This is a genomic window from Dyadobacter koreensis, from assembly GCF_900108855.1.
GTDB classification, from domain to species: domain Bacteria; phylum Bacteroidota; class Bacteroidia; order Cytophagales; family Spirosomataceae; genus Dyadobacter; species Dyadobacter koreensis.
Map to the genome: position 1 here is coordinate 502,140 of NZ_FNXY01000005.1, position 17,673 is coordinate 519,812.

Sequence of the window (17,673 nt, forward strand, 5' to 3'; positions counted from 1 at the left end):
TTAATATTTACTTAATATGGATTTAAAACAAAAACGGAGAAGGACGCAGCTTTCTCCGTTTTTGTTTCTTTAAAAACTTTTCAAAATCCGCCACGGAATTTATAGGTACTCGAGACTTTATCGATAGCAACGATATAAGCTGCAATCCTAAGTGATACTTTATATTTCAGGGAGACTTCATATACGTGGTCAAAAGCATCTTTCATGATTCTGTCGGTACGGCGGTTCACGCGCTCCAGCGTCCATTTGTAGCCGATACGGTTTTGAACCCATTCAAAATAAGAAACCGTAACCCCGCCGGCATTGGCAAGAATATCGGGAACGACCATAATTCCTTTGTCATTAATGATATCGTCAGCCTTGAATGAAGTTGGACCATTTGCGCCCTCCACAATCATTTTAGCCTGGATGCTTTCAACATTTCTGCGGGTGATTACGTCTTCTTTTGCGGCAGGTACCAGAACATCTACCGGGATCGAAAATAGATCATCGCCCGAAATTAATTCCGCTCCCGTAAAACCGTCAAGCGAGTCGTTATTCTGATCACGGTAAGCAATTGCCGCGGTTATATCAATTCCTTTATCATTAAAATAAGCACCCGAAATATCACTGATTGCGTGAATACTGACACCGCGTTCCCGTAAGAGAGAGGCGGCATGAGAACCAACGTTTCCAAATCCCTGAACAACAGCGGTTGCACGGTAAGGATTAATTCTCAACTTTTCCATTCCTGCCAAAGCTGAAACCATCACACCACGGCCTGTTGCTTCCGTACGGCCCAGGGAACCACCAAGTACCAAAGGTTTTCCAGTCACCACGGCCGGGATGGTCATTCCTTTTGCTTTGGAATATTCATCCATCAGCCATGCCATTTCACGTTGCCCCGTGCCCATATCCGGTGCAGGAATATCCTGATCCGGCCCAAAAACATCAAGCAACGCCATGGTATATCCGCGCATCAGACGCTCCATCTCGCCGGCAGACATTTCTCTTGGATTACAGGCAACGCCGCCTTTTGCTCCTCCATAAGGAATATCGACGACGGCACATTTCCAGGTCATCCAGGCAGCAAGTGCACGCACTTCATCAATGTTCACATCCGGATCAAAACGGATCCCGCCTTTACTTGGGCCAAGAATTGTAGAATGTATTACGCGATACCCTTCAAAGACTTTTATTTTGCCGGAATCCATCGTTACAGGAATTCCTACTGTAACTTGTTTACGAGGCACTTTCAGAATATGGTACATTTCGTCAGAAATTCCCAGAAGTTCCACCGCCTTGTCAAATCTATGCATCATAGACTCCAACGGATTTTCTTTATCCTTGATAGGAGCAGGTTCTATATAAGCCATTTTGAATTTTAATTAAATATCTGATATTAAGTATGTTAATGAATTTATCTTTTTTACTCATACAAACATACGCCTTTTCAACATATTAAATTAAATAGCCGTTCTTTCTTGAAATTGTATAAAATTTTTGGGAAAAAATATTGTTTTATAATATTTCTTTTTATTGAAAGGATGCCGCTGTATAACAGCCTTCATCCAAATATTTCATATGGTTTTCAGGAAAAAAAAGAATCAAAAAAATACAAAAAAAAGGGAACACAAATTGTGCTCCCTTTTTTATTAAAAATTTGATCCAACGATTGTATTAAACCATTTCGATTTTAGCACCGAAACGTTTACGATCGTTTTCTTCAAGATATATTTTCCGCATACGCATGCTTTGCGGAGTTACTTCAAGATATTCGTCTTTCTGGATATATTCCATTGATTCCTCCAGAGAGAAATTAATTTTCGGAACAATACGAAGTCCATCATCCGTACCCGAAGCACGCATGTTTGTTAATTTCTTCGCTTCCTGCAAGTTTACAACGATATCATTTGGACGAGTATGTTCTCCAATTACCTGACCCGTGTAAATTTCTTCACCTGGTTCAACAAAGAAGCGACCGCGATCCTGCAATTTATCAATTGTGTAACCTGTTGCAGCACCAGTGTTTTTAGAAATGATCGATCCACTGTTACGTCCTGGAATTGGTCCGCGGAATGGTTCAAAGCTCTTGAAACGGTGTGTCATTACAGCTTCTCCCTGTGTTGCAGTCAATACGTTAGAACGAAGACCGATCAAACCGCGAGAAGGAATTTCGAATTCCAAATGCTGCAGATCTCCTTTTGGTTCCATAATCAAAAGCTCACCCTTACGTTGTGTAGCCAATTCAATTACCTTACCAGCAGATGATTCAGGAACGTCAACGACCAATGTTTCAATTGGTTCAAGACGCTGTCCGTTTTCGTCTGTTTTGAAAAGAACCTGAGGTTGTCCAACCTGTAGTTCATAACCTTCACGACGCATCGTTTCGATCAAAACTGACAAGTGAAGAATACCACGTCCAAATACCAGAAATTTATCTTCAGTATCTGTCGATTCAACACGAAGTGCAAGGTTTTTCTCCGTTTCTTTCATCAAACGATCACGTAAGTGACGAGATGTTACGAATTTACCTTCTTTACCGTAGAAAGGTGAGTTGTTGATTGTGAACAACATGTTCAATGTTGGCTCATCAACAGAAATACGTGGAAGTGCTTCAGGGTTTTCAGCATCTGCCAAAGTATCTCCGATTTCGAAATCTTCAATACCTGTAACAGCGCAGATATCACCTGCTTCAACTTCACTTACTTTCACTCTTCCAAGACCTTCAAAAACCTGAAGTTCTTTCACTTTTACTTTTTTGATAACGCCGTCTGCTTTACAAAGAGACATTGTTGCGCCTTCCTTCAAAGTTCCGCGCAATACACGTCCAATCGCGATACGACCAACGAATGCATTGTAGTCAAGAGACGTAATCTGCATTTGTGGAGTACCCGGGTGGATGATAGCCGCAGGGATTTGTTCGATAATAGTATCAAGCAAGTACGTAATGTTGTCGGTTGGTTTAGTCCAGTCCGGCCCCATCCATCCTTGTTTAGACGAACCGTAAACGGTTGTAAAGTCGAGCTGGTCTTCAGTTGCACCCAAGTTGAACATCAAATCAAAAACGTTTTCCTGAACTTCTTCAGGGCGGCAGTTTTCTTTGTCAACTTTGTTAACAACTACGATTGGTTTCAAACCAAGGCTAATCGCTTTTGATAAAACGAAACGCGTTTGAGGCATAGGACCTTCAAATGCATCCACGAGTAACAAAACACCGTCAGCCATTTTAAGTACACGTTCCACTTCACCGCCAAAGTCGGCGTGACCCGGAGTATCGATTACGTTGATTTTGTAGTCTTTGTAACGTACAGACACGTTTTTCGAAACGATAGTAATTCCACGTTCGCGCTCAAGATCATTGTTATCAAGAATCAGATCGCCGAATTCCTGGTTTTCACGAAAAAGCTTCGAAGCATGAATGATTTTGTCGACCAATGTTGTTTTGCCGTGGTCAACGTGCGCAATAATTGCGATGTTACGAATGGATTGCATTGTTTTATAAGTCAATTGTTTACGGTTAACAGCAGGCACAGTAATAGGTGCCCCCTGGCTCGCCGCTATGCTGTGTTCTTGCTGAACTTTCTCAAAGAAGGTGCAAAGATACGGACTTTTTTCGCTGAATAACAGTAATTTACAATTTTTTTATTGTTAACATTTCAAAAACGCCGTTTAGGCTAAGAGAAGTGCAAAAAGTATATAAAAATATTAATTAGATACTATTTCTGGTTTCAACATTTTGTAGATGTTGTCAGGATTACAATCAACACCATTTTCCGGTTTAGTGTGCGTAAGAGTTAGGCTGTACAGCCCTTTGTTGATCTGACGAAGTAAACTAATTATCCTGAAAGCAAACCGTTATTGATTTGCAATATGATACTGCTGATGTTAAATATTAACACCGGCCGGTAATTTAAAATTCATTCGCATAACAAGAATTTGGGTTTCGCGGCTGTCTTTGTTTTCTTTGCAGAAATTCTTTTTTTCTTTTAATTATTACCATGAATAAAAACATACTCGCAGGAATGTTCCTGACGCTCACGACTTTGAGCTATGCGCAGGATGATGCGACGAAATATGCAGCGAGCATAACACCTGAGGATTTAAAAAAACATCTGGTCATTATTGCCTCCGACAGTTTGGAAGGACGCGATACAGGATCTCCCGGACAAAAGAAAGCTGCGGAATATGTTTCGAAATATTTCAAGTCTTACGGTTTGCAGCCGATCGCCGATAATGGCGACGGGACAAAATCTTATCTCCAGAAATATAAACTTTACAAACGCAGTTTTGGCGATGTATATGTAAAGATTGATGGAAAGAAATACGAGTTCAATAAGGATTTTTACCTGAACGGATTATTAAATGTTCCTGACGAAATCGAAACGCAGGTTGTTTTGGCTGGTTATGGAATTGAGGAATCTTCCTATAATGACTATGCAAATGTTGATGTAAAGGATAAGTCAGTATTGATTTTTGAAGGTGAGCCAAAATCTGCAGACGGAAAGTTTCTGTTAAGCGGAACGTCAGAAAAGACAAAATGGAGTGGTCCGGTTTCCTGGCAGCAAAAGGCCAGATTAGCTTTGGCGAAGGGTGCTAAATATGTATTTATTATCACGGAGAAAAGTGGGGAAGATCTGGATAAAGAGATTCGTCAACGTGCAGTGATGTCGAGACGTTTCAGTGCGCCTACTTTAAAACCGGTTCAGGAATCGCCAAATGGTATTGCGTCATTTGTTTTGACGCCCGATATGGCGGCGTCATTACTCAAAACGTCACCGCAGAAATTAAGTAAGATAAAGGCAGATCTTGATAAAACAGGGAAACCTTTGACTAAGGGTTCTACGGGGTACATCGCTTTCCGTGTTGAGCGGGTGAGCGAGATTATTGATACGGAAAACGTTGCCGGCTTTATGGAAGGTTTGGATAAGAAGGACGAAGTTTTGGTGATTTCCGCGCATTTAGACCATATTGGTATTTCTGCAAACGGTGAAATTAATAATGGTGCAGATGACGATGGTTCCGGAACAGTTTCAATAATTGAAATCGCTGAGGCTTTTAGTAAGGCAAAAGCAGAAGGTAAGGGGCCGAGAAGAAGTATTCTCTTCCTGAATGTAACCGGTGAAGAAAAAGGACTTTTTGGTTCGGAATATTATTCTGAAAATCCTCTGCTTCCTTTGGCGAACACGATTGCAGACTTAAATATTGATATGATCGGACGCGTGGATGAAGCGCATAAGAATGATCACAAATATGTTTACGTGATCGGTGCAGATAAATTGTCGTCTGAGTTACATGCAATTAGTGAAGAGGCCAATAAGAAATATGTAAATTATAAATTGGATTACACATTTAACGATCCCAAAGATCCAAACCGTTTTTACTACCGTTCGGATCATTATAATTTTGCCAAGAAAAATATTCCTGTAATTTTTTATTTTACAGGGGTTCATGAAGATTATCACCGTCCTGGCGATGATGTTGAAAAGATTCTTTTTGAAAAACAAGCGCCGATTGTTAAACTGGTTTTTTATACTGCCTGGGAACTGGTCAACCGTGAAGGCCGCATTAAAGTGGACAGTCACAAAGAGTAAAATTGATATGGTCACACAGAGAGACGCAAGGAATAGCCAAAACTTTGCGTCTTTTTGTTTTTAACATAATTGAAAAGTTAATAATACCTGCCATGAAAATTGTTTCATTTCTTCTCGGTCTGCTTGCGTTGACAAATGTTGTTTTCGCTCAGAATGCGCCAAAAGAAAAATCATTGCTTTGGGAAATTTCCGGTAAAGGGCTTACCAAGCCATCATATCTGTTTGGAACGATACATCTAATTTGTCCAACAGATTTTTATCTGAGTCAGCAGTTGAAGAATTCGATTGTGAAAACCCGGCAGCTTGCGTTGGAGATTGATATGGATGATCCCGGATTGATGGCGGCAATGACAAAAACGATGTTTATGTCAGGTGATAAAAAGCTTACGGATATTTTACCCGAGCAAGACTATGAACAGCTCAAACAATTTTACAAGGATTCGTTAAAAATGGATATCTCGGTATTTGGGCGGGCTAAGCCGTTCATGATGATGGGACCGATGTTTAACAAAATTCTCGGCTGCGAGCCGCAGTCTTATGAAATTTCTCTGATGGGATTGGCAAACAACCAGAAATCGGAGATAATCGGATTAGAAAGTATTGAAGAGCAGATGGCTATTTTTGATACAATTCCTTATGATCGGCAGGCGGGTATGCTGGTGAGTATGATTGATAAAATGCCGGAAACAAGAAAAGAATTTCGCGACCTGGTAGGATTGTACAAGCAGGAGGATTTGCAAGGTTTATATGATCTTACATTGAAAAGTGAATTTGGATTGGATGGCCAGGATGAGGTAATGTTATTTCAGCGCAACCAAAACTGGATCAGCCGTATTGACAAAATTATTCACGAAAAGCCAACGTTTATTGCTGTCGGAGCGGCGCATTTGGGAGGAGACAAAGGAGTTATCGCTTTATTGAGAAAAGCCGGATTTAAGGTTCGGGCTGTGGTGAAGTAGATTTAAAAAGCAGAAATCCAACCCATGATCCATTCCGGATTAAAGAAAAGTAACAAAACGGCGGCTAGTAAAACTCCGGCGATAACTTTTCCGGTCATACTATCACTTGCCTCTTTGCTTAGCCCATTGGTATTTTTGAAAAATAACAGATAAGGAAGTCTCAAATAATAGGCAAGCGCAATCGCAGCATTTAAAATTCCACCGATTAACAACCAAAGCATCCAGGGGAAACCCTGGTCATGGTAGCTGTCCCAGAGCGCAGAAAAAACCAACCATTTTGCGGTAAAACCTACGGTTGGGGGAAGACCTGCCAGCGCAACCATAATAACGGTCAGAACGCCGGAAATCCAGATATTTTTTTTTCCTAGTCCTTCAAAAGCTGACAGCTCTGTTGTAGCCTTTGGCTGTAAAAGATCTATCAGGAAGAAGGATGCCATATTGATTACGACATAGGCTGCGGTATAAAAAGTGGCCGTTTCAAATCCAAAACGGCTGTATGCGGCAACACCGACAACAAGATAACCTGCCTGGGCAATGGAAGAATACGCCAGTAATCGCCGGGCGTTTGTCTGCCAGAGAGCTGCGACATTGCCAATGGTAATACTGATCAGAGAAATTCCACCCAGCACCGGGAAATATTGTGCCGGTAAAACAGAAGCCAGTCGCATCAATACGAGAATAACCGCAGCTTTGGGCGCAACGGAAAGAAAGGAAACGAGTGGGGTAGGGGAGGCTTCATAAACATCGGGTGTCCAGACATGAAACGGAACGAGTGACAATTTGAAGAGAGCTCCCGCCAGAGTCAGTACGATCGAAACAGTGATAACCAGGTTTGAATTATTCATCAAACCTGCACTCATAGCTCCATTTGTAATATCCATGGTACCTGAAAGTCCATAAATCAGGGAAATGCCATAAAGCATAATCGCTGAACTTGCTGCTCCGAAAAGCAAGTACTTCAAGCCTCCTTCCGCCGCTTTTTTATAAGGTGAAATAGCCACCAACAGATAGCTGCTGATTGATATTAATTCAAGGGACAAGTAAATAGTCAGCAAATGCGTAGACATCGTCAGCAGATTCAGACCAGCTACTGTGGCAATGAGTATCGCGTAAAATTCAGGAGGGAAATCGTATTTTAAAACTCTGACGTGAATCAGGGCGAAAATCCAGGCGATGACTATCAACAATTTGAAAAATACGGCCTGATGATCAAGAAATAACATGGGATAAAACCGAAACGCGGGTTTCTCATTCCATTGTCCCAAAACCAATACCAGTGTTATCAGGCTTCCTGCAAAAGCTATATTTTGAAGCCATGAAGAGGCTTTCTTTTTTTCGAACTGTTTAAATAAAACCAATTCCGAAAATAGAAAAAAACAAAAAAACACTGCCAGGAAAATCTCAGGAGCAATTCCTCCCAAGCTTTGGCGTATATGGATGAGTTGTTCGTTTAAGTTCAAAAGCGCGGGTACAATTTTTTTGGCAAAAGTACACAAAGATGGTAGGGAATCTATAACATCAAAAGGATTAAACCAAAAATTACTTTATAAACTAAATCACATCATGAAAAATTTACAACAGCTTCTGTTTATCGTTTCTTTATTTTTCGGGATGAATGCAGTGGCTCAAGACTCAACCGGCTTGACTGGCACTCCTTTAAAAATAGCTGAATATACAAGTGAGAACTCGCCCTATTTGACTAAAGAATGGTACCGTGGGCTTGTAAGGGATAAAGCAGGAAAACCATATGACGGCGTTCTTCTAAATTATGATCTTGTGAAGGATGAGATTATATATAAAAACGATTCGAGTGCCTTTATACTTGGGCCGGAAATTACCGAGTTTAACATCCCGACCGGCACAGCGTTATACACTTTCAAACGTGGTTATCCTGCGACGGTCGGTTTAACTGACCAAAGTTTTTACCAGGTTCTTTATGATGGGAATACTAAACTTTTGAAACATTATAAGAAATCACAAAGCAGTACACCAGATGAAAGCTTGTATATCTTGAAAGGTGATAAATTAACGCCAATCCAGTTGAAAGACCGGAACAGCTTTTTGAAGGTATTATCGGATGAAAAAAATAAAATGAATTATGTGATCAAAGAAGAAAACCTTGATTTCGACGGCGCGGATGATGTAGCTAAACTTCTTGCCGAATATGACGCATACAAAGCAGGCAGAGGAGGAAATTAATATTCACCCGTTAATAAACAAGAAGACCCGGAATGGAGCAATCCATTCCGGGTCTTCTTGTTACCGGTATATGATTACTGAGCTACATCCTCAGTTTTCTTCTTCTTTTTGGTGAAAACATAAACCACGCCGAAATGACTTTTTAAGACACCACTATCAAACTTATCTTTAACATAAGGATTCAGTTCGAGCGCCAGTTGAATATTCCGGTTTTGTGGTAAAGGTTTAATTCTTACGCCAACGTTTAAGGAATAACCATCAACAGTGATAAGATCTGCTTTTGAATCAGCAATTCTGTATAACGGGTTGAGGCGTACACCTCCGCCGACATACCATTGCGTTATCTCACCTCTTTTTAAATTGATCATCGGGAGGATATCCACACTCAGGCTGCTGAAAAGCGAATTAGTCTGGAAACGCCCGTCGACCCAAAATATATTTCTCGGATTTGTGCTGACAGTCAGTAAATTACTCCATGGGTAATAACCCGCCGATCCCTGAGCTTTTAATCCGTTGATACCGCAAATCAGAAAAAATACGGGCAGTACTAAAAATCGTTTCATGTATAAGGTAATGTTGAAAAGTATACTGCACTCAGAAATTAAAGAGTTTAGCGACGAAGTGCTTTGCTCATTTTTCCTGCTGCCTGCATTGTATTCATTTTCTTCATCATCTTACGCATTTCGTCGAATTGTTTCAGAAGATTATTGACCTGCAAAATTGACGTTCCACTACCGGTAGCAATGCGTTTTTTACGGCTACCGTCGATAATATCCGGATTTTCACGCTCTTTTTTCGTCATTGACTGGATGATGGCTTCGATCGGTTTGAACGATTCGTTGTCAATGTTCACATCTTTCATAGCACTACCCATACCCGGGATCATACCGATCAGATCTTTCACATTACCCATTTTCTTGATCTGCTGAAGCTGTCCCAAAAAGTCGTCAAAGTCGAATTTGTTTTGACGCATTTTTGCATTAATGCGTTTCGCTTCGTCTTCGTCAAACGCCTGTTGAGCACGTTCAACCAAAGAAATAACGTCACCCATACCTAGGATCCTGCTCGCCATACGATCAGGATAGAAGGAGTCAAGGGCTTCCATTTTTTCCCCTGTACTGATATACTTTATTGGCTTGTCAACAATCTGGCGAATCGAAAGAGCAGCTCCACCTCGCGCATCACCATCTAATTTGGTTAGCACGACGCCGTCAAAATTCAAACGTTCGTTGAAGGTTTTGGCAGTATTAACTGCATCCTGACCCGTCATCGAATCCACAACGAAGAGGATTTCAGAAGGTTTTACGGCAGATTTAATATCTTCAACCTCCTGCATCATCACTTCGTCCACTGCCAAACGACCGGCGGTATCGACGATAACAATCTTTTTACCAATTTTTCTTGCATGAGCTACTGCGTTCGTAGCGATCGCAACAGCACTTTTGTTTTCAGGCTCTGAATAAACCTCAACACCAACCTGCTCTCCAAGAACTTTTAACTGGTCAATCGCAGCAGGACGGTAGACGTCGCAGGCTACCAAAAGCACCTGTCTTCCTTGTTTTTTCAACAAAGCAGAAAGCTTTCCTGAAAAAGTGGTCTTACCAGAACCTTGTAAACCGGCGATCAAAATAACAGCAGGATCTCCCTTGATGTTGATTCCTTCCGCCTGGCCGCCCATTAGTTCAGTTAATTCTTCCTGAACAATTTTGACAAACATCTGGCCCGGTTCTACGGATATTAATATTTTACGGTCCAGCGCTTTTTCTCTGATCCGGTCTGTAATTTCTTTGGCAACTTTAAAGTTTACATCAGCGTCAACTAACGCTTTACGAACCTCTTTTGTAGTAGCGGCAACATTTATATCGGAAATGCGATCCTTCCCTTTTAAAGTACGAAAGGCATTGTTTAGCTTATCCTGTAAGTTTTCAAACATAAATTGGTATGGATGAGATCGGAACTTGAATTGAAATAATTCACAAAGGTATAAATAAAATAAGGAGTACAGGAAAGTTGCTTCCCATACTCCTTATTTTTATTCAATTTTTATAAAGTATTTGTTAAAATGTTATTGTTTTAGTGCAACACTTAACTCGGCAGGTTTTGGAGCCCCGATGTTGTCAACCGAATATTGTTTGCTTATTCCTTCGTTTACATAGTAATATGTATCCCAATAATTTTCACTGAGCGTCCAGACACGCACATCAAAGAAAATTGCATTTTCGGTCAGTTTGGTAACTAAAATATCATGTTCAACATCTTTCAAAGCCGTCGGGCAGGAATTAGTAACTTTTCTGATCGAAGATCTGATCGCGTCAACTCCGTTTTGGCTGCCGGCTGCAAAAACCATATCTACTCTTATTCTTCCCTTACCTGAAATATTAGTAATCGGCGCTGTAGATAAAGCACCGTTTGGAAGAATGATCGTTTTATTATCCACCGTAACCAGAATGGTATTAAAAATTTGAATCGCTTCTACAACGCCCGTAAAACCCTGTGCATTAATCAGATCACCGACACGATAGGGCTTGAAGATCAGAATTAAAACCCCTCCTGCAAAATTGGCAAGACTGCCTTGCAATGCAAAACCTACGGCCAAACTGGCTGCACCCAGCACGGCAACAAATGAAGTCGTCTGAATTCCCAGAATTCCTGCAATACTTAAAAGAAGCATCACATTGAGCATGACACTGATCAGAGAGTTGAGGAAGGGCTGAACATCACGATCAACATGTCTTTTGTCCATTAACGTACTGACCATCGAAGTGATTTTTCCGATAACAATTCGTCCGATGATTAGAACAAGGATTGCGAGTAAAATTTTGCCGCCGTACTCGGAAGCCGTAGCAATAATCTGAGCCTTGATAAGGTCGTAATTCATAATTTTGAGGATAGAGAATGTATAATGATTTGTTATTTTATTTTTTAGACAAATACACTATAGAAAAGTCACTCCTATCCTCAAAATATATATCAATGAGCGGGTTAAATTAATTAACAGATTAATAGCTTTTATTTTACATGTCGCTCTTATTGCCCGGCTACAATTACTTTACAATCAGCGACTTTCTACTTACATCTAAAAAATAACTGGGTTGAAAATCCGCCTGAAAACAATAGCTGAGACATATCTTTTGTATAGCCAATGCCGGGGTAATAATCAGGAGGAGGCATATCCCCTGGACGAATAGCAATTGCATTTCTGATTAGAAAGCGAAGAGATAATTTTTTGTTTAATTTCAGGTCGTAGGCCGCATATCCTTCTGCACCAAATGCCAGACTTTCCTTTTCATGGAAACTGCCGGTATAGTCTCCGAACGTCGGACCTTTAAATTGATAATTACTCTTAAAGCCAGAAATTGAAAACATAGGCCCGACGCCGCCGCTTATTGGTATTCTGCGATTACTTGCTTCAAATGCCATTTTAATATAAACTCCCTGAAATTGCTGGGAACTGACCTGTCGACTGGGATCAATCTTGGAGCGGCCTTTCGCAAAACCTGCGCTGATCAGGATACTTTTTCCTGGTTTTTGTCTGTTAAACCGAACATAGGGTTCTATGACGAGCGTTTTCCTAATAAAATATTTTTCAGGAAACACGTAAGAAGGAATCCCTTTTACAACGTCAATGCCAACATAAACCGGCGTTGAGTAAATTTTCTGTGCACTGGCATTTATACAAACCAGACATACGATCATAAAGGAGAGGAGCGCTTTCATAAAGTTACGTCAACATTAATTCCATTACCGCCTGTTCCACCCGTAAATGTCACTTTTTCCATCAGATACGAATCATAAGATACATTCACCTTACTGAAAGTAGATTTACTATCCTCTGATCTGGCTGGCCTTTTGGTGTCCACCACAAAACCGCAGTCTTTTTTGTAATAAAAGTCTCGTTGATAGAAAAGTGTTAAGGTGTCGGTTCTGTTTTCAAATTCAAACACATAAGTTGTGCTGTCAGCCAACAGAGATATTGGAAAAGCCAGTGTGAGAAACAGCCGGGAGTTATTGAAGTCTTCAGTTTGCTTATTGAATATTTGCTGATCCAGCGCTCCCAAGGCATAAACCTGATTTAAATGAAGAGAGTCTTTTTCTCGGTGAAAATTAATTCCTACTGTCAGTTCTTGTTGAGGACCGCAATCTACACAACCGTATAAGACCACAATAATAAAAAGGAGGGGCAAAAATTTTTTCATTGTTGAGTAGTTAAATGTTTGTTTTTCAAGGGACAATAATAGCGTGGGAATGGTTGTGCCCATATTAAAATTTTATGATCCCATACAGATTTGTTAGTTTAGTTAACCAATATTTTATAGAATGTCAGCTGTCACACAAATTACTTATACTGAAGGAGAATATTTTCAAATGAAGGTGAAAGCCGATTACAAAAGTGAATATTTCCGGGGCGAAATTTTCATAAAAGCATGAGGTACGCCTAATCATAATCTCTGACTCCGTGCAGAAGATGCTGGTAACTTTATCGCTCAGCGGCCATTCAAATCATCGAGATAACTTGGAATTATCCGATTTATGTGAAGGAACTGATAATGTAAAAGAAGGATGGACTGTTCCCGAAGAGTAATTTTTCTATCTTTGCCCTTTAAACAATAAGGTGCAATTTGCTCCGTTTATTGTCAAGGTTGTTTTTTACCGGCCTGACCTCAGTTACAAAAGCTTAAACATTCACTTTTTACCATTAATATGATGCTTCTACAAGCACTTACTGACTCTACTTTGGCCGCACCCGCCGCTGCTCAAGGGCTCTCTGTTATTGACCTTCTTGCAAAAGGAGGCTGGGTAATGTTCCCGCTTGGGTTATTATTTTTGGCAACTTTATTCCTGATTATCGAACGTTGGCTGGGAATTGGGTCAAACGGAAAAATTGAAAGCCAGTTTGTGGATAATGTTAAAGATTTTATTCAGCAAGGTAATTTGAAGTCGGCAGAATCTCTTTGCCGCAATCAGCATAACGCAGCAGGGCGTATTTTTGAACGCGCAATCGGTCGTATCGGATATCCGATAAAAGATATCGAGACGAGCATTGAAAACGCGAGCCAGATAGAAATTCAGCGCATGGAAGGAAATTTACCATACCTGGGAGTAATTGCCGGTATTGCGCCCATGCTTGGGTTCGTTGGTACAATTTCAGGTATCATCAAGATTTTTTACGATATCTCGATGTCTAATGATTTCAATATCAGTACAATTGCAGGTGGTATGTATGAAAAAATGATCACGTCAGGTTCTGGTCTGATCATCGGTTTGATCGCTTATGCAGGATATCACATCCTGAATATGAAAATTGACCGTTTTGCTTTGAGACTTCAGATGGCAGCTTCAGACTTTCTGGACGTTCTTCAGAAACCAGTTTCTTCGAAGTAATAAGTCAGGTGAAACAAAAATTGTCTCGCCAAGTATCTCATAGTCTTACTTTTTAAATTTCTTTCAATGAAAATACGTCGAAAGAGTCGGTTTGCCCCAGAGGTTTTTACGAGCTCGCTCAACGATATTATGTTTTTTCTTTTGCTGTTCTTTTTGATCATCTCCACGATGTCAAATCCGAACGTAATTAAACTGATGCTGCCAAAAGCATCAGCGACCCAGCAGATGTATAAAAAACAAATTACTTTGTCGATCGACGACAAGAAAGTTTATTATATCGATAAAGAACCTTATGCGTTTGAGCAATTGGAAATGAAACTCCAGGAGCTTTTTTCAGGTGTTGAAGACCGGACGATTGTACTCCGTGTCGATAAAAATCTGGCTGTTCAGGATCTTGTGGATGTACTTGAACTCGGAGCAAAACAGGACATAAAAATGGTGATGGCAACGGCCAAATAATCACTTATACAAAAAAATAAAGCACTGATGTCGGGCAGATATCAGTGCTTTATTTTTTTAACGGCGCGCTAAAATATTACTGCTGAGCACTCAGGTAAATTTTCTCAATAATTTCCTGCAAAATCGCCCCTTCTTCCGCAGTTGCTATATTGCTTTCTTTCCCAAGAACCGCGTGGATAAAAGCTTCTGTATTTTTGAGTTGCGTATCGAGATCGGCCAGGTGCGGAAATGTAATGTCGGCCAGTTCACCCGCGATTTCTGTCTGGATAGAAAATGGTTTTAAGTTTGCGCCTGCCTTACTTCCAAAAACTTCCAGATTAATAATCTCTTCTTCTTTTTGATTTAAAGCAAATGAGCAGGACAGCGCAATGCTTTTGTTTCCGGGAAAAGTCAGATGGGCAAAACAGGCATCTTCAACATCGAATTTTTCGGGATCCCATTGTCCTTTTAAACCTTTGCCTCCCGTTCGGCCAATGAAATCGTGAATGTTAGCGACGATTTTTTCCGGTGCCTGATAACCTATAATTCCCATTGCCAGGTCGAGAATATGTACACCAAGATCAATCAATGCACCGCCACCCTGAATGGTTTTATTTGTAAAATTCCCCCAACCCGGAATGCCTCGCCGACGGAGATAATTCGCTTTGATATGATAAACTTCACCAAGATTTCCCTGCTGGAAATATTTTTTCAGTAGCAAATATTCAGAAGTTTGCCGGCGCTGAAAATTATAGGCTAAGACTTTACTCTTTTCTTTTGCCAGCGCATCCATCTCATGAGCCTCAGCGGCAGTCATTGCTGGTGGTTTCTCGCAAAATACGTGGCATCCATTTTTGAGTGCCTGCATGGTATATTCGTAATGCAGATTATTCGGCGTGCAATTAATGACTAAATCCAGATCACAGATTTTGTATAAATCCTCTGTGTTGTCAAACGCTTGCGGTATATCATACTTTTCAGCCAACGCTTTAGCCTTGATAATATCACGGCCGCAAATGGCTATGATTTGAACATGATCTGCTAATTTTTTTAATGCCGGGATATGATTTTGATCGGCGATATGACCACCGCCAATAATAGCGGCTTTTAGGAGTGCCATAGAATAGGAATTTAAGAATGTTGACAAAAATATTGAAATGAAATGATTTGCAGAGAAAGTAAAATAAAAATGCCCTGGAAGAATTTTCCAAGGCATTTAAATGACATTAGAATTAGTAAGGAAAAGATGATTCTTATTCTTTCATGTTTGAATTTCCTTCTATGAAGTGATAAATCACTGTTTTTTTCTTGCCTGAACTGGACCGGTACATCCCCACTCTGGAATCTTGTATTTTTAAGATAGGTTTATCGTCGTCAGGAAAGTCTGTTTTATTTGAAAAGAATTTGTCGACGTCCCTCATACTTGCCAGAGCAGCTTTTTTGTCTAGTTTAATACTTTCATCCAGACCGGATTTCATAAAACCTTGTCGCGTATCTTCCTTGCTTTCTTTTTCTACTTTAAAGTGTATTGATAAAGTATATTCCATCGATACAGGTTTGCCATTTTGTCTGGCGGGTTCCCATTTAGGCATATTCAGTACGACGCGAATAGCTTCTTCATCAATGCCGTAACCTATTTCTTTAACTAACCTGGGCTGACGAACATCTCCGTTCTTATTTACTACAAACGAAATCAGAGCAATTCCGTCCATCGTTACGCCCATTGCCTCCTCAGGATATTTCAGGTTTTTTTGGATGTATGCAAGCATTGCTTCGTGTCCTCCCGGAAATTCTGGCTGACGTTCTGTTATTGAAGCAAGAGCTTTCGAAGTTTCTCTCCGTTGTTTTTCTTGTTCGTTAAGTTTTTCAATATTTTGGTAAGCAATAAAAGTTGGTCCGCTTAACTCGTTGATGCCTTTTTTGAGTTTTATGACATAGTTTTTTACCGATTTTTCTATGACAAACGACTGTTCAGTATAACCGACATATCTTACGGTCATAGAGCTTCCGGCAGGCACTTCCGAAAGTTTGAAATGACCAAGTTGATCTGTCGTGGTGGCCAGTTTGGAATCATGAATAAATACATTAGCTCCTGCAAGTCCTGATCCTGATTCACGGATCACATCGCCCTCAATCGTTATTTTTTCTTCATTTTGTTTTGGCAAAACGGTTTCCGTCTGGAAAATTGAATTTGCAGCTGCCTTTGTATCACTGATTGTTTTTGATACCCGATCGATCTTTTTATCAACCCGCTCCAAAACTTCTTGCCGGGCGGCTGTGAGAGTAACTGCCAAAAGCATAACCGGAGCGATCATCAGATACTGCCCCAGCGACCACCGCGAGTTTCGATTTTTATAGATCATCTGGATTCTGGTTTTAAGGATAGATGAATTAAAAAAGTGGTTTGTCAAGGAAGCGGCAGGAACTGATAAAGAATAAGAAACCAGGAACCTGGCGTAATGATCGCGATCTGGCGCGTCTTCGTCTGCAAGAAATTCGTGAATTTCCTGTAAAGAATTTTTATAAAACCATAAAACGGGATTGAACCAGAAAAGTATTTTTAAAAATTCGATAAGCAAAATATCCAGCGAATGCCATTGCTTGATGTGAACCAGTTCGTGTCTGATAATCTCATCCGGATGATTTTCATAATCGAACTTATTAATGACAAGCCACTTTAAAAAGGAAAATGATCCGATGTTTTGTGATGGAAATAATATTAATGTATAATCTCCCAAAAAGAATTTCTCTCCCTGATTTATTATTCTGAATAAATCCCGGAAATTTTTTCCAATTCGGCTTACCATAAATGAAGAACCCAATGCAGGAATAATCCATAAGAACATGGTCCAGTCAAATACTGGCTCAGCCAATTTTGGTTCTAAATTAATGGCAGAAAAATTTGTCACCGTGTTTACCGAATATAAGATCGCAACCGGAGCAGAGTGGTCAGTTTCGGGAAATTGTATAAGAGGTAACAGAAATGAAACAAGCAGTGTGCCAATAAGATAAGTCCTGTTCCAACGGAAGAAGGTGTTTTTGCGAAACAGCAGCCAGTAACAGGCATAAAACAAGATCCAGCAAATATTTACCTTCGCTAAATAGATCAACGTTTCCATAAC

Annotated in this window: 15 protein-coding genes; 5 read left to right on the top strand and 10 right to left on the bottom strand. The window is 40.3% G+C overall.

Annotation, left to right across the window (positions count from 1 at the left end; genetic code table 11):
* Positions 1-80: 80 nt before the first annotated feature.
* Together BMY70_RS17760 and typA are read right to left on the bottom strand one after the other, a co-directional pair.
* Complete coding sequence (locus tag BMY70_RS17760) at positions 81-1,355, bottom strand: Glu/Leu/Phe/Val family dehydrogenase (protein ID WP_090337502.1); 1,275 nt, start codon at positions 1,353-1,355, stop codon at positions 81-83.
* Positions 1,356-1,659: 304 nt separating this feature from the next.
* Positions 1,660-3,474: a translational GTPase TypA gene (typA, locus tag BMY70_RS17770; protein WP_090337506.1), complete on the bottom strand. Its 1,815-nt coding sequence runs from the start codon at positions 3,472-3,474 to the stop codon at positions 1,660-1,662.
* 506 nt (positions 3,475-3,980) lie between these two features.
* On the opposite strand from typA, the gene BMY70_RS17775 reads away from it, so the two are divergent.
* Positions 3,981-5,573: a M28 family peptidase gene (locus BMY70_RS17775; RefSeq protein ID WP_090337508.1), complete on the top strand. Its 1,593-nt coding sequence runs from the start codon at positions 3,981-3,983 to the stop codon at positions 5,571-5,573.
* A 92-nt stretch (positions 5,574-5,665) separates the two neighbouring features.
* Complete coding sequence (locus tag BMY70_RS17780) at positions 5,666-6,532, top strand: TraB/GumN family protein (protein ID WP_090337510.1); 867 nt, start codon at positions 5,666-5,668, stop codon at positions 6,530-6,532.
* Between the two features lie 2 nt (positions 6,533-6,534).
* Here BMY70_RS17780 and BMY70_RS17785 read toward each other — a convergent pair whose 3' ends face one another.
* Complete coding sequence (locus BMY70_RS17785) at positions 6,535-7,992, bottom strand: NADH-quinone oxidoreductase subunit N (RefSeq protein WP_090337836.1); 1,458 nt, start codon at positions 7,990-7,992, stop codon at positions 6,535-6,537.
* 103 nt (positions 7,993-8,095) lie between these two features.
* Between BMY70_RS17785 and BMY70_RS17790 the strand changes: the two genes are divergently transcribed.
* A complete protein-coding gene (locus BMY70_RS17790) occupies positions 8,096-8,731 on the top strand; it encodes a hypothetical protein (RefSeq protein WP_090337512.1) in 636 nt (211 codons plus the stop codon).
* Positions 8,732-8,805: 74 nt separating this feature from the next.
* Here the strand turns inward: BMY70_RS17790 and BMY70_RS17795 are convergent, their stop codons facing one another.
* From BMY70_RS17795 to BMY70_RS17815, 5 genes are all read right to left on the bottom strand, one after another.
* The gene (locus BMY70_RS17795) at positions 8,806-9,294 is read right to left on the bottom strand and encodes a hypothetical protein (RefSeq protein ID WP_090337514.1); all 489 of its coding nucleotides are present in this window, start codon (positions 9,292-9,294) and stop codon (positions 8,806-8,808) included.
* A 47-nt stretch (positions 9,295-9,341) separates the two neighbouring features.
* Positions 9,342-10,664: a signal recognition particle protein gene (gene ffh, locus BMY70_RS17800; protein ID WP_090337516.1), complete on the bottom strand. Its 1,323-nt coding sequence runs from the start codon at positions 10,662-10,664 to the stop codon at positions 9,342-9,344.
* 132 nt (positions 10,665-10,796) lie between these two features.
* The gene (locus tag BMY70_RS17805) at positions 10,797-11,609 is read right to left on the bottom strand and encodes a mechanosensitive ion channel family protein (protein WP_090337517.1); all 813 of its coding nucleotides are present in this window, start codon (positions 11,607-11,609) and stop codon (positions 10,797-10,799) included.
* A 188-nt stretch (positions 11,610-11,797) separates the two neighbouring features.
* A complete protein-coding gene (locus tag BMY70_RS17810; RefSeq protein ID WP_143072118.1) occupies positions 11,798-12,448 on the bottom strand; it encodes a hypothetical protein in 651 nt (216 codons plus the stop codon).
* A complete protein-coding gene (locus BMY70_RS17815; protein WP_090337521.1) occupies positions 12,445-12,927 on the bottom strand; it encodes a hypothetical protein in 483 nt (160 codons plus the stop codon). Before BMY70_RS17815 ends, BMY70_RS17810 begins: the two co-directional genes overlap by 4 nt.
* Before the next feature lie 505 nt (positions 12,928-13,432).
* Between BMY70_RS17815 and BMY70_RS17820 the strand changes: the two genes are divergently transcribed.
* Together BMY70_RS17820 and BMY70_RS17825 are read left to right on the top strand one after the other, a co-directional pair.
* The gene (locus BMY70_RS17820) at positions 13,433-14,113 is read left to right on the top strand and encodes a MotA/TolQ/ExbB proton channel family protein (RefSeq protein WP_090337524.1); all 681 of its coding nucleotides are present in this window, start codon (positions 13,433-13,435) and stop codon (positions 14,111-14,113) included.
* Positions 14,114-14,179: 66 nt separating this feature from the next.
* Positions 14,180-14,572, top strand: a complete 393-nt coding sequence (locus tag BMY70_RS17825) for an ExbD/TolR family protein (protein WP_090337525.1) — start codon at positions 14,180-14,182, stop codon at positions 14,570-14,572.
* A 76-nt stretch (positions 14,573-14,648) separates the two neighbouring features.
* On the opposite strand, the gene BMY70_RS17830 is transcribed toward BMY70_RS17825, so the two are convergent.
* A complete protein-coding gene (locus BMY70_RS17830; RefSeq protein WP_090337527.1) occupies positions 14,649-15,671 on the bottom strand; it encodes a Gfo/Idh/MocA family protein in 1,023 nt (340 codons plus the stop codon).
* Between the two features lie 133 nt (positions 15,672-15,804).
* Complete coding sequence (locus BMY70_RS17835; RefSeq protein ID WP_090337528.1) at positions 15,805-17,670, bottom strand: TonB family protein; 1,866 nt, start codon at positions 17,668-17,670, stop codon at positions 15,805-15,807.
* Positions 17,671-17,673 lie beyond the last annotated feature (3 nt).